Consider the following 13,524-nt stretch of genomic DNA (forward strand, 5'->3'; position numbering starts at 1 on the left):
CCCGATATTGATTGGAAACATGATGAAAACCGCACAAGAACTGCGTGCCGGCAACGTATTTATGGTCGGCAACGACCCGATGGTGGTGCAAAAAACCGAATATATCAAAGGCGGCCGCTCTTCGGCCAAAGTGAGCATGAAGCTGAAAAACCTGCTCACCGGCGCCGCCACCGAAACCATCTATAAAGCTGACGACAAATTCGATGTTGTCGTGTTGGCGCGCAAAAACTGCACATACAGCTATTTTGCCGACCCCATGTATGTTTTTATGGACGAAGAGTTCAACCAATACGAAGTGGAAGCCGAAAACATCGGCGATGCGCTGAAATTCATTGTGGACGGCATGGAAGACGTGTGCGAGGTAACCTTCTACGAAGGCAATCCGATTTCCGTGGAGCTGCCCACCATCATCGTACGCGAAGTAGAATACACGGAGCCTGCCGTTAAAGGCGACACCTCGGGCAAAGTGATGAAAACCGCCCGTTTGGTCGGCGGCACCGAAATCCAAGTGATGGCCTACGTTGAAAACGGCGACAAAGTGGAAATCGACACCCGCACCGGCGAATTCCGCAAGCGCGCCTGATGCCCGAATTCAACACCGTTCGAAATAAGGCCTAGATACAAGGCCGTCTGAAAACATAAAACCGCCCCGGCCATTTCGCCGGCTGGGGCAGTTTTTCATAATCAGATTCAAACACCCTCCAATGCCCTCCAAACCGAAACCGTTTATTGCCGCCCCGGCAGCACAAACCAAGAAGCTGCCGTAATGCCGGGTGTATCGTGTATCTGCGCGCATGGGCGGATCAAACACCATATCCCCAAATAAACGCAGCCCCCTATAGTGAATCCGCCTTATTTTCGGCACCGGGCAAAGCGGCACAGAACCCATTCCGTTGCTTTGCTATTCCAACCGCAACAAAGCCAATACGAAATGAAACAGGCCGAACCCTGCCCATACAGAATCCGACCTGCTTTATCCGCCTGACGATAAACTTATCCGAAACTCGGAGTCGGTTTGGTTTTTCAGACGGCTCCGATCGATAATGGTTTATTTTCCGGCTTTATCGGCTTTCAACAAAATCGCATACAGCTGGTCTTTCAGATGCAGCTTCTGCTTTTTCAACTCTTCGATTTCCTGCAAACCTTCGGTAACGGGGTTGTTGGTCAGACCGGTGATTTTGTCGTCCAGCGCGTTATGCTCGTCAAACAAGCGGGCGAAGTGGGCATCTTCTTGTTTTAATTTAGAAATCAAATCGCGATATTCCGGGAACATTTCGTTTTCCTCTTAACATACCAATTAAAAAAACAAGCAATTTCTTGCTTACCTGAGTTCCATTACATTCTATAACAAAGCAGCCTTGCTAATCCAGCCCATTCTCCGATTGCACCCCGCCCTGCCGCAACCCCGCCATAGTAGATTTTCCCGGCAGCCGCGCATACAATCCCCCACTCCCCCACACAGGAAACCGCCATGAATCCTACCGTTGACACCCTGCTCGGGCACCGCACCTGCCGCCGTTTCAAAGCCGGCCTCACCATGCCGTCCGAACACCTGCAAACCATCATCGACTGCGCCCGCCGGGCCCCTTCGTGGATGAACGGCCAACACTACACCATCATCAACATCACCGCGCCCGAATTGCGCGCGCAGATTACCGCCCTGCAACCGGCCAACCCGCAAATCGGCACATGCAGCACCTATCTGGTTTTTGTGGCCGACCTGCACCGTGCCGGTTTGTGCAGCCGCGCCTATCACGGCACGTTCAGTGCCGCCGGCGATCCCGACAGCCTGATAACCGCCGTTACCGACACCGCGCTGGCCGCCCAAAACGCCGCAACGGCCGCCGAAAGCCTGGGCTACGCCACCTGCTACACCGGCGGCATCCGCAGCACCGCCGCCGAGCTGGTTGCATTATTGGGGCTGCCCCCGCACACCTTTCCCGTTTTCGGACTCTGCATCGGCACACCCGACACCGAAATGCCGCTCAAACCGCGCCTGCCCGAAAACACCGTTTACGCCGAAAACCGCTATCCCGAAGAGCAAACCCTTTCAGACGGCCTCGAGCAATACGAGCGCACCATGACCGCTTTCGGCGAAGCGCGCGAAAAATTTCCCTACCGCGAAAAATTCGCCCGCCATTACAGCAGCAGCTATGCCCCCGAAAACCTTTTCCTGCTGAAAAAGCTAGGCTGGCTGACCCAAACCGCACCGGGCAGATAATGCCCCTGCCTCAGAATCACAAACACCATGCCAAACCCACGGCGGCGGGCAGATACTTTCAGACGGCCTGAGATCTTTACTACATTCATTCAGGCCGTCTGAAAGTATCTGCTATCGTCATCAGCTTCGCCGGTCCGCTGCGCTCCCTCCGCACAATTCAAAACTATATCGCGTGCCACATCCCAACGCCGCCCGTACCGGAGCGGAAACCCTAATATTGCCGCAAACCCGCCGGCCCTGCTGCCGCATTGCTGCACCTTGGCTCAAGACGGCGGTTGTGTCAGCCGCCAAAGCAGCAACAGAACCAGTTCCGCATTATCCCTATGTTTGCGGCTTGCTGCTTTTCACCGAAAATGAACGCACCCACCATCAATAGCGGGTTGGCTGCCGCAGCCGGCAGCTACCGGATGGCAACAACCGGTAAAATCCGCCCGGATTACCGCCCGTACCGAAATAACAGCGGTTGAACATTTCAGACGGCCTGAACGGTAATGGCGGTGATTGAGTGTTTCAGACGGCCTAAACGGGAATAACAGCGGTTAAACATTTCAGACGGCTTGAACGGATTGTAAAGGCAACCACCTTGCGCCTCCTTCGATTATTTCTTCAACACCGCCCGCTTCACCACCACCCACCAATCTTTTGCCTCCAGCACGGGGCGGTGGTTGAACACATCGTAGCGGCCGGCTTCGAGCTTGTGCAGAATCTGCTGCGCGCCCAAAACAATCATGCGCAACTCCAACCCCATGCGGCCTTTGAGCGTTTGGGCCAGAGGCGAGCCGGCTTTGAGCATTTTATGGGCGCGCCCGCATTCATAGGCCATCAGCCGCTGAAAAGCAGAATCTGCCCTGCCCTCGGCAATCTGCGCCTCGCTCACACCGAATTTCTGCAAATCGCTCTGCGGGATATACACGCGCCCTTTCTGCCAATCTACGGCCACATCCTGCCAAAAATTAATCAATTGCAACGCGGTGCAGATGCCGTCACTCTGCGCAAGGCTCAAGGCATCGTGTTCGCCGTAGAGATGCAGCATGATGCGCCCCACCGGGTTGGCCGAACGGCGGCAATAATCTACCAGCCCGCCGAAATGCTGGTAACGCTTTTGCTGCACATCCTGCCCGAATGCGCAAAGCAGGTCGTAAAACGGCTGCAGGGGCAGGCCGAACGGTTGCAGCGCTTCGGCCTGCAAACGCTGCATCAGTTTGGTTTGCGGCACTTCACCCCGGGCTATTCTATCGAGCTCTCCGCGCAAACCGGCCAAGGCCTGCAAGCGTTCCGCATCAGTTGCGGCGCCCTCATCGGCAATATCATCGGCGGTGCGGGCAAAGGCGTAAACGGCGTGGGTGGGCTTGCGCAAACGGCGCGGCAGCACTATCGAGCCGACAGGGAAATTTTCATAATGGTTTACCGACATACGGGTTTTCCGGCAAATTTTTTGATAAAGGGAAAAAGGCTTGAAGGCCGTCTGAACAACAGCCGTCTGAACAACAGCCGTCTGAACAACGGGAAACAGCATATTCCTGCAAGCAGCGAAACAAAAACACCGATGAGCCGGCCATCGGTGTTTTTCAAATCAGGGCGGCGAGCCCGACCCCCGGCACTGGCGCATCAGAGTGGGCTGCTGGCTTCCGCCCCTGACCCGTTGTTCCGAATTACCATGCGGGGAGACCCGCCGTAAGGTAGGCATTATATCTGCTTTGCGCGCGCATACCAAGCGTTAATTGCGCCTGTTTCCGGCCAAAGCGGCAGCTTTGCCGGCAAACCCTTTGCCTGCATGAACGGCCTGCATATTGTATGCCCATATTTTTCCATTGAAAAAAGGCATAAACTACATTAAATTGATTTTCCTGATGTGATGCTTTCAGACGGCTTAATCCGGATTGAAGGCCGTCTGAAAAATAAAAACCTGCCCACACAACCCTATCGGAACCGCACACCATGACCGCCGCCCAACCGCGCATCCGCGAAATCCCCTATAACTACACATCTTATTCCGACCGAGAAATCATTATCCGCCTGTTGGGCGAAAATGCTTGGAACGTATTGCAGGCATTGCGCAGCCGGCGCAAAACGGGGCGGTCGGCGCGTATGCTGTTTGAAGTGCTGGGCGACATTTGGGCGGTGGAGCGCAATCCTTATCTCATCGATGATTTAATCGAACACCCCGCCCGCCTGGCCGCACTGGTGCAGGAAATGCACCACCGCCTGGGCGAAATCCGCAAGCGGCGCGACAACAACAGCCAAGTGGCCGAACTGCTGCTTTCGGCCGAGGCAGCGGTTAGGCGGTTTGACGAAAGCTTTGAAGCCACCCGCCGCAAACGCAGGCAGATTCTGGCGCGTTTGGGCAAAATCACCCGCAGGCACAACATCATGTTTGACGGCCTCGCCCGCGTGAGCCACGTTACCGATGCCACCGACTGGCGTGTGGAATACCCGTTTGTGGTGGTTAACCCCGACAGCGAAAGCGAAATCGCGCCGCTGGTGCGCGCCCTGATTGAGTTGGATCTAACCATCATCCCGCGCGGCGGCGGCACCGGTTACACCGGCGGCGCAGTGCCGCTCGATGCCATGAGCGCGGTCATCAACACCGAAAAGCTCGACCGGCACAACGGCGTGCAATATGTGGAACTGCCCGGTTTGGAGGGCACCCATCCGGTTATCTGCTGCGGCGCCGGCGTGGTTACGCGGCGGGTGGAAGAAGCCGCCGCCGCTGCCGGGCTCGTGTTTGCGGTCGACCCCACCTCGGCCGATGCCTCCTGCGTGGGCGGCAACGTGGCCATGAACGCCGGCGGCAAAAAAGCGGTATTGTGGGGCACCGCGCTGGACAATCTTGCCTGGTGGAAAATGGTCAATCCGCAGGGCGAATGGCTGAAAATCGAGCGGGTTCGCCACAACTTCGGCAAAATCCACGATGAAGACACCGCCGTGTTCAACATACACACGCTCGCTTCAGACGGCCTTAGTATTGCCAAAACCGAGCGTTTGGAAATCCCCGGCTGCCGGTTCCGCAAAACCGGCCTGGGCAAAGACGTTACCGACAAATTCTTAAGCGGCCTGCCCGGCGTGCAGAAAGAAGGCACAGACGGCATCATCACCGGCTGCGCTTTCGTGCTGCACACCATGCCCGGGCATATCCGCACCGTCTGTTTGGAATTTTTCGGCACCGTTGCCAACGCCACGCCTTCCATCGTGGAAATCCGCGACTACCTGCTCGGCCACGGCAGCGTCAAACTGGCCGGTTTGGAGCATCTCGACTGGCGTTATGTGCGCGCGGTCGGCTACGCCGCCAAAGCAGCGGGTAAAGGCCGCCCGAAAATGGTGCTGATTGCCGACATCGTCAGTAATGACGAAGCAGCCTTAAGCGGAGCGGCCGAGCACATCGTGAAACTCGCGCAGGCGCGCAATGGCGAAGGCTTTATTGCCGTTACCCCCGAAGCGCGCAAAACTTTCTGGCTCGACCGCAGCCGCACCGCCGCCATTGCCAAACATACCAACGCCTTCAAAATCAACGAAGACGTGGTGATTCCGCTGGAGCGGCTGGGCGAGTATTCAGACGGCATCGAACGCATCAATATCGAATTGTCGATTAAAAACAAACTCGCCCTGTGTGAAGCCCTGATTCAGTATCTGCGCGGCAGCCTGCCGGTGGAACAGATGGGCACCGGCCTGCCCAAAAGCGAGTTGCTGGGCGGGCGCGCCGACCATGCGCTCGCACACGTTGCGGCCGTGCAGCAACGCTGGCAGTGGCTGCTGGCCAATCTCGATGCACCGCTGGCCGACTACAAACAACGCTACGGAGCCGCCGTGCATGCCGCAGCCGAAGCAAACGACAGCGAAAGCAGTTTCATTGCCTTTCGCGATTTCCGCTTGCGCGTGTCGGTTAAAGCCGATGTGATGAAGCCCCTCTCTGAAATCTTCAGCGGCCAAACCGACACCAAAATCATGCAGGGGCTGGCAAGAATCCACACCAAAGTGGTGCGCTCGCGCGTGTTTGTTGCGCTGCATATGCACGCAGGCGACGGCAATGTGCACACCAATATCCCCGTGAATTCAGACGACTATGAAATGCTTCAGACGGCCCATCAAGCCGTGGAGCGCATCATGGCCATTGCCCGCAGCCTGGGCGGCGTGATTTCCGGCGAGCACGGCATCGGCATCACCAAGCTCGAATTTCTCACCGATGAAGAAATGCAGCCCTTTTGGGATTACAAAGCCAAAATCGATCCGCAAGGCCGCTTCAACCGCCGCAAGCTGATGAAAGGATCCGATCTGCGCAACGCCTACACCCCCTCGTTTGCCTTGCTGGGCGCAGAATCGCTGATTATGGAGCAGTCCGACCTGGGCGGGATTGCCGAGGCGGTGAAAGACTGTTTGCGCTGCGGCAAATGCAAGCCCGTGTGCAGCACCCATGTTCCGCGCGCCAACCTGCTCTACAGCCCGCGCAACAAAATTCTCGCCGCCGGCCTGCTCACCGAAGCATTCTTATATGAAGAACAAACCCGCAGAGGCGTGTCGGTCAGGCATTTTGACGAATTGGGCGATGTGGGCGACCACTGCACCGTCTGCCACCGCTGCGCCAAACCCTGCCCGGTCAATATCGATTTCGGCGATGTTACCGTAGCCGTGCGCAATTACCTGCGCAAATCCGGCAAACGCCAATCCAACCCCGCCGTGGCCGCAGGCATGGCCTTTCTCAACGCCACCGACCCGCGCACCATCCACATTTTGCGCAAAAGCGTGGTCGAAGCCGGCTTTGCCCTGCAAAACGCGGGCTACCGCTGGGGTAAAAAATTCCGCATCGGCGCAGGCAGGCAGAAAACCGCCCCCAAAGCCACCACCGGCAAAACCCCGCTAAAAGAGCAGATTGTGCACTTTATCAACCGCCCGCTGCCGCGCAACGTGCCGATTAAAACCGCCCGCGCGCTGCTGGGCATCGAAGATGCCAAAACCGTGCCGATTATCCGCAACCCGCAAACCGGCGAAGATGCCGAAGCCGTGTTCTACTTTCCCGGCTGCGGCTCCGAGCGGCTGTTCAGCCAAGTGGGGCTGGCTGCCCAAGCGATGCTGTGGCACGCCGGCGTGCAAACCGTGCTGCCGCCCGGCTATCTCTGCTGCGGCTATCCGCAAGATGCAGGCGGCGATCAAGCCAAAGCCCAACAGATGACCACCGAAAACCGCGTATTGTTCCACCGTTTGGCCAACACCTTGAACTATCTCGACATCAAAACCGTAATCGTCAGCTGCGGCACCTGCTACGACCAGCTCGAGCAATACCGCTTCGAAGACATCTTCCCCGGCTGCCGCATTATCGATATCCATGAATTTCTGCTCGAAAAAGGCATCAAACTCAACGGTATATCCGGCCGGCAGTATCTCTACCACGATCCCTGCCACAGCCCGATCAAAACCATGAACGCCGCCCAAACAGCAAGCGGGCTGATGGGCAAAAAAGTAGTTTTGAGCGACCGCTGCTGCGGCGAGAGCGGCATGTTTGCCGTGAAACGCCCCGACATCGCCACCCAGGTAAAATTCCGCAAGCAGGAAGAAATCGAAAAAAACCTGGCGCAACTGCCGCAGGGAGAGCCGGTGAAAATGCTTACCTCCTGCCCCGCCTGCCTGCAGGGGCTGAGCCGTTACCGCGACGACAACCAACTGCCGGCCGACTATATCGTGGTGGAAATGGCCAAGCATATTCTCGGCGATAACTGGCAGAATGAATTTGTCGCCAAAGCCATTAACGGCGGCATAGAAAAAGTGCGGCTGTAAACCCTGCTGCCTGCCGGCAAAACAACAGGCCGTCTGAAAACACTTTCAGACGGCCTTTGCATATTTTGCCCGATGCCGTCTGAAAACTGCGGCTCGGCTGTTAAGGCGCGGCCTGTTTTCTTCGGCGGATTGGTTTGGTGCAGGGTTGCCGGTGCGGTCAAAAGGCTCCATCGGCTGTTTTTTGAAATGCCCTCATTGTTTTTTCAGACGGCCTTTACGCCTTTTGCCCGAAGCCGTCTGAAAATGTTCAAACCTTTTCAGACGGCTCAACCGCGTTGCGGCGGGCTTTTTGCCGCCGATGCTCGGGCAGATTAAATGCCGAATCCCCCGTCTACGCCATAATGCGAGCCGGTAACGTAAGCGGCCTCTTCCGAGGCAACAAACCCCACAACCGGTGCAATTTCATCAGGCTCGGCAAAACGCCCCGGGGGCACAGTTTGCTCAACGGCTGCCTCATAATCTTTGGCCTCTTGCGCACTTAAGCCCAATTTGTCGTAAAGCGGGGTTTTGGTTGCGCCTGCGGCAACGCTGTTTACGCGTATCCCCAACGGGGCGGGTTCTTTCGCCCAAGTGCGGGCCGGGCTTAAAACCGCTGCTTTGCTGGCGGTATAGACAGAGTTTGCCGGCATCGGGTTATCGACCAGGCCAGATGTGATGTTCACCACATTGCCACGGCTTGCTTTAAGCAGCGGAAGCGCTTGCGATGTTACGTCTATCACGGCGCGGACGTTTAAGTCGAATGTGCGGTCGAAATCTTCGAGACGGATATTTTCAATGGGGTAACAGGTGCGATGCCGGCATTGTTCACCACAATATCCAGCCTGCCGAACTTCGCTTGAATATCGGCAAGAATGCGGGCTATGTCTGCCGAGTTTGACACATCGCCGACAATGTAGCCGATATTGGCGTGGCGGCCTGCGCTTTCCTGCAAGGTGTGTTCGCTGCGGCCGACAATCACCACATGCGCACCGTTTTGTGCAAAATAGCCGGCGATGCCGGCCTATGCCGGAGCCTCCGCCGGTATTAAGGCGACTTTGTTTTGTAGTTTCATTGTTTTTCCTGACAAATGGGGTGGTTGATATCAATTAGATGTCGAATGGTCTGCATCGGTTATGCACTCCGCTGCCTTGATGCAGTTTATGATTTCCGACCGCTCCGGATAACGGCAAACCAAGCCGCAATGTGCTAACGGAAACCAAAGGTGCCAAACCTGCTCTTCCCAACCGCTGCACGGCTCAGGCCATCGGGTTTTCCCACTCGCCGCGTGTGTCCGCGCCGGTTTCGTCTGCCAGCTTTTCCAGCCGGGCAATGTCATCGGCCGAAAGCACCAATCGCGCGGCTTTGGCGGCATCGGTTACGTGGCGGGTTTTGGTGGCGCCGATAATGGGCAGCGTGCCTTTGGCAACCGCCCAAGCCACGGCCACCTGTGCTGCGCCCGCATTTTGCGCCGCGCCGATTTCGGCCATCGCATCGGTGAGTTTTTGCAGCTGCGGCAGCATTTTGTTGTAGGTTTCGGCGCGTTGGCTGCCTTGCGGCAAGGGGTTTTGCGGATTGTATTTTCCGCTTAACGCGCCCTGCTCCAACACCATATAGGCAAAAAAGGTGATGCCGTTTGCTTTGCAGTAATCGAGAATGCCCGCCTTTTCGGATTCGCGGTAAAGCAGGCTGTAGTGGTTCTGCACGGCTTCGACCTTGAAGCCCGCGCCGCCCAAAATTTCATTCGCCCGCTTGATTTGCGCAAGATTGTGGTTGGAAACGCCCACGGCTTTCACTTTGCCGCTTTGCAGCAGCGGAACCAGCATCGGCGTCCAACGTTCTACGTCATGGGCGTTGTGAATCCAGTAAATATCGACAGCATCTGCGCCCAGGCGTTGCAGGCTGCCTTCGAGCATGGCAGCCACGGGGTCGGCAGCGGATTCATCGGCGGTTTGCGGGGTGAATTTGGTCGATAACAGCACGCTGCCTTGCGGATATTTGCGCACCAGTTTGCCCAGCTCGGTTTCAGAGCTGCCCATGCCGTACACGGCGGCGGTGTCCCACAGGTTCAGCCCTTCCAGCATGGCGGTGTCGAACACTTCTTTTATCTGCGCTTCGGTTAAGTTGTTGCCGAACACAGCATCGCCGCCGGCAAAACTTGTGCCCCACGACCAGGTGCCCAGTGCGGTTTTCGGTAATTTCTGCATATTAATGCTCCTTCTTATCAATCATTTAAGCCGAAAGCCCTTCGGTTTGACGGGTGTTCTGCACGGGATAATGCGGCACTCCGCCCCGGCGCCTGCTGATGCGCCGTTTGGCGTGCGCTGTTGCCGCTCCGCCCGTGCAGTGTTTTCGGTTTGTGCAGACACGGACGCGTCATACGGGCGGCAAACCATGCGGCGGAATATCGGCTCCCGCCCGCCACGGTTACGGCTCGGGTGCATGAAAAAGCAGCCCGCCCTGATTGCCCAGATAGGCGGGGGTGATGTCGATGGTCTGCCTGTCGGCAATCATGGCTGCGGTCTGCTTCAGATAATGTTGAAAATGGGGCGTTTGGCGGTGCGTTTCGTAGGCGGCATCATCGGCGTAGATTTCAAAAAACAGCCATTTGTTGGGATTATCCTGCTCCGTTGCGGCATACATCGCCAGCACGCCCTTTTCCGCTTTCAACGATTGCACCATTTCAGCGGTAACGGCGCGGGCGAATGCCCGGCTGTGTTGCGGTTTCACTTCCACCCTCTCCAGATTGATGCGGCTTGTTTCAGACGGCCTGATTTTCTTGTCGCCCAGAAAAACGGGGGGTAAGGCAATGCGCTGTTTGTGGTCGGTGAGGATTTTCGGGGAGGCAGCGAGAAAGGCGCGGTATTGCGGCGATTGGGCGTGTGTCTGATACGCCGCTTCATCGGCATAAATTTCAAACATATACGCCATATCCGGATCGGCTTTCTGCTTCACCGAATACATCGCCAGCGTGCCTTTTTCGGTTTGGATTGAAGTGCGGATATTGTTTTCGCCCACCGCATCGTATTGCGCGGTTCGGCCGCTTTGCACGCCCAGCTCAAAGGCATTGAAAACCGGCGCGGCTTGGGCGGACAAGCCCGCCGCCAAAGCCAATAGCAACGCGCTTTTTTTGTTCATTTTTCATCTCCTGATTGCGGATATATTGGTATGGTGAAGACATTTGTTTTCGGCGGCAGGCGGCATGGCGCACCGAGCCGCATCAGTTGCCTCACGGGCGGCGGTCAAGCCCTTCTTTTGGGACGGAGGCACCGCAATGCCGCAGCGGCAGTCAAACGGACACGCCATAGCGCTTCCCTACGCACATGCTACCAGGCTGATGCCGCCCAAGCAGTGCAAAGGCCGTCTGAAAACGGGAAAGCTGCCCGAACAGCGTCAAACACAGACAGAATGAAAGCGGCAAGCCGTCTGAAAAAACAGATGCCTGCCCGAGTGCAAGGCTGTCTGAAACAAGGAGCACCGGCTGAAAGCATCAAAGCCGTCTGAAATCGGAACGCTTGATTGGAAGCACCAAGGCCATCTGAAAGCACTTAATTTCAAAAACTTTCAGACGGCCTTATATTGCGCCCCATGAAAAGGGGCATTTTTACATTCTTTCCAATACCTCTACACTCCGGCTCTAACCGGCAGTGCCGGCAAACCACACCGCCGCCGCAACGGCAGCCGCAACAGCCAAAGCCGTTGCCAGTTTGCCGCTGCCGGCAAATGCTAATGCAGGCAGCTTGCCTTCGATAAATTTATAGCCGGTGATCATGGGTTTGATCAGATCATGCTTTTTTAGAAATTTATAAATAAAAATGGTGGCAACGTGTATGCAGATTAAGCCCAATAACGCATTGAAAAAGGTAACGTGCACGGTGCGCAGCGTGCTGCCCAAGCCGTCGCCTGCCCAGCCGTTGAGATAGCCGCTGTTGGTGAATGTGTTTTCATCGTTGGCAAACAAACCCGTTGCCACCTGAAACAGCACCGCCGCCAGCAGGGCCAACACCATCAGCGCGCCCAACGGGTTGTGGCCGGGTTGTTCGTTTTCGCTGATTCCGCCTTTGAGATAGCGTGCAATCTGCCCCGGCCCGCGCACAAAGTTGGCAAAGCGTGCTGTGTCGCTGCCCCACAGCCCCCAGCAGATGCGGAACACAACCAGCGCCAATATCAACAGCCCCACCCGCAAATGCCATGTCAAAAGGTTGCCGCCCGTTTCGGCGCTGTACCACATAAAGGCGGTGGCGGCCGCCAGCGTCCAATGGAAAATCCGCGTGGGCAAATCCCAAACTTTCAGTTTTTGCTTCATAATCTGCTTTCGTTCTTATATGATGGTTTGTGCCGTTTTCAGACGGCCTGCCGGCAAAGAGCCTGTCGTCTGAAATTTTTTATGATTGTAATGGATTTGCACGCAAGAATCATGATGTTTTCAAGCCCTTACCAAAGTAAACGTTTTGCCGCCCAGTTGGAGGCCGCTTTGCAGTTTCCGCAGCTTTTCACGCCGCGCGCGGCCGACAGCCACAAAGGCACACACGGCACGCTGGCGGTTGTCGGCGGCGCGGCGGGCATGAGCGGTGCCGTGATTTTGGCCGCCACAGCCGCCATCTACAGCGGCTGCGGCAAAGTGTGGGCGGGCTTCAACCAAAACACCCTGCCCCTGCCTGTTGTTCCCGAACGCCCCGAAATTATGCTCGCCACCGCGCCTGTGTTACAGCAGCGCGACGACATCAGTGCCTGGGTGTTCGGCTGCGGCTTGGGGTTGTGTAGCGAAGCCGCATCCTTGCTGCGCACTCAATTGCAGCGTTGTGGAAACGAACCGCTGCTGCTGGATGCCGATGCCCTTACTCTGCTGGCGCGCCACCCGGAAGCAGCGGCACAGGCAGGCAGGCGCGGCAATGTTATTCTCACGCCCCACCCCGCAGAAGCCGCCCGCCTGCTGGGCATATCTACCGCTGATGTGCAGGCAGACCGCGGACAGGCAGCCGAGTGCATCAGCCGCCGGTTTAACGCTTACACCGTGCTCAAAGGCCGCCACACATCGATATGCGCCCCAAACGGCAGCTTGCTCCACACCAACCGCAGCGGTAACCCCGGCCTGGCGGCGGCAGGCAGCGGCGATGTGTTGAGCGGCATCATCGGCAGCCTGCTGGCGCAAAGCATCAGCCCCGAACAAGCCATTTGCGGCGGCGTGTGGCTGCATGGTGCCGCCGCCGATGTATTGAAAGATTCCGAAACCGGCGAAACCGGTATGCTCTCCGGCGAGATCGCCCCCGCCGCCCGCTGGCTGCGCAACCGCATCACCGCCAACCTGCACCCTGAGAGCCAAGCCCGCGAAACCCTGCTACCATGAATCGGCTTTATTTTTGATATAAGGCAACAAGCCGCAGACAATGGCAGACAGTATAAAGCCGGCTCTGTTGCCGCTTGGGCGGCCGATGGTATCTTTCTCTTTAGGCTAAAGTGCAACAATGCCATAGTCGAAATGAAAGGGTTTCACGATGATTCGGTTTAATGCGGGTTTAAGGCAACTCCGGCAGACAGTGCCATACACAACCGGTTCCGTT

At 56.8% G+C, this 13,524-nt stretch carries 10 protein-coding genes, 1 other RNA gene and 1 pseudogene; 5 read left to right on the plus strand and 7 right to left on the minus strand.

The genetic code is table 11. The features are described 5' to 3' along the window. Window positions 1–22: 22 nt before the first annotated feature. Complete coding sequence (gene efp / locus H7A79_RS05805; RefSeq protein ID WP_085366796.1) at window positions 23–583, plus strand: elongation factor P; 561 nt, start codon at window positions 23–25, stop codon at window positions 581–583. Between the two features lie 465 nt (window positions 584–1,048). Here efp and H7A79_RS05810 read toward each other — a convergent pair whose 3' ends face one another. After that, entirely contained in the window at window positions 1,049–1,273 is a 225-nt protein-coding gene (locus H7A79_RS05810) for an HP1242/YdcH family protein (RefSeq protein ID WP_135035751.1), read from the minus strand. A gap of 198 nt (window positions 1,274–1,471) precedes the next feature. On the opposite strand from H7A79_RS05810, the gene H7A79_RS05815 reads away from it, so the two are divergent. Beyond that, window positions 1,472–2,221, plus strand: a complete 750-nt coding sequence (locus H7A79_RS05815) for a nitroreductase family protein (protein ID WP_187001340.1) — start codon at window positions 1,472–1,474, stop codon at window positions 2,219–2,221. A 598-nt stretch (window positions 2,222–2,819) separates the two neighbouring features. On the opposite strand, the gene hpnC is transcribed toward H7A79_RS05815, so the two are convergent. Continuing rightward, a complete protein-coding gene (gene hpnC, locus H7A79_RS05820) occupies window positions 2,820–3,635 on the minus strand; it encodes a squalene synthase HpnC (RefSeq protein ID WP_187001636.1) in 816 nt (271 codons plus the stop codon). Between the two features lie 163 nt (window positions 3,636–3,798). Then, window positions 3,799–3,895, minus strand: an RNA gene (gene ffs / locus H7A79_RS05825) — signal recognition particle sRNA small type. 264 nt (window positions 3,896–4,159) lie between these two features. Between ffs and H7A79_RS05830 the strand changes: the two genes are divergently transcribed. After that, complete coding sequence (locus tag H7A79_RS05830) at window positions 4,160–7,987, plus strand: DUF3683 domain-containing protein (protein ID WP_187001341.1); 3,828 nt, start codon at window positions 4,160–4,162, stop codon at window positions 7,985–7,987. Window positions 7,988–8,298: 311 nt separating this feature from the next. Here the strand turns inward: H7A79_RS05830 and H7A79_RS05835 are convergent. From H7A79_RS05835 to H7A79_RS05845, 3 genes and pseudogenes are all read right to left on the minus strand, one after another. Next, a pseudogene (locus H7A79_RS05835) lies at window positions 8,299–8,948 on the minus strand (SDR family NAD(P)-dependent oxidoreductase). Window positions 8,949–9,222: 274 nt separating this feature from the next. Further along, window positions 9,223–10,170, minus strand: coding sequence for an aldo/keto reductase (locus H7A79_RS05840; protein ID WP_187001342.1), 948 nt, complete (start codon window positions 10,168–10,170; stop codon window positions 9,223–9,225). A 220-nt stretch (window positions 10,171–10,390) separates the two neighbouring features. Further along, window positions 10,391–11,101, minus strand: coding sequence for a putative quinol monooxygenase (locus tag H7A79_RS05845; protein ID WP_187001343.1), 711 nt, complete (start codon window positions 11,099–11,101; stop codon window positions 10,391–10,393). 30 nt (window positions 11,102–11,131) lie between these two features. Between H7A79_RS05845 and H7A79_RS05850 the strand changes: the two genes are divergently transcribed. Further along, a complete protein-coding gene (locus tag H7A79_RS05850) occupies window positions 11,132–11,467 on the plus strand; it encodes a hypothetical protein (protein ID WP_187001344.1) in 336 nt (111 codons plus the stop codon). Window positions 11,468–11,600: 133 nt separating this feature from the next. On the opposite strand, the gene H7A79_RS05855 is transcribed toward H7A79_RS05850, so the two are convergent. Continuing rightward, a complete protein-coding gene (locus H7A79_RS05855; RefSeq protein ID WP_187001345.1) occupies window positions 11,601–12,269 on the minus strand; it encodes a cytochrome b/b6 domain-containing protein in 669 nt (222 codons plus the stop codon). A gap of 111 nt (window positions 12,270–12,380) precedes the next feature. Here H7A79_RS05855 and H7A79_RS05860 point away from each other — a divergent pair, with 111 nt between their 5' ends. After that, window positions 12,381–13,310, plus strand: a complete 930-nt coding sequence (locus tag H7A79_RS05860; RefSeq protein ID WP_187001346.1) for an NAD(P)H-hydrate dehydratase — start codon at window positions 12,381–12,383, stop codon at window positions 13,308–13,310. The last annotated feature ends 214 nt before the right edge of the window (window positions 13,311–13,524 follow it).

Source organism: Neisseria musculi (assembly GCF_014297595.2).
Classification (GTDB): Bacteria; Pseudomonadota; Gammaproteobacteria; order Burkholderiales; family Neisseriaceae; genus Neisseria; species Neisseria musculi.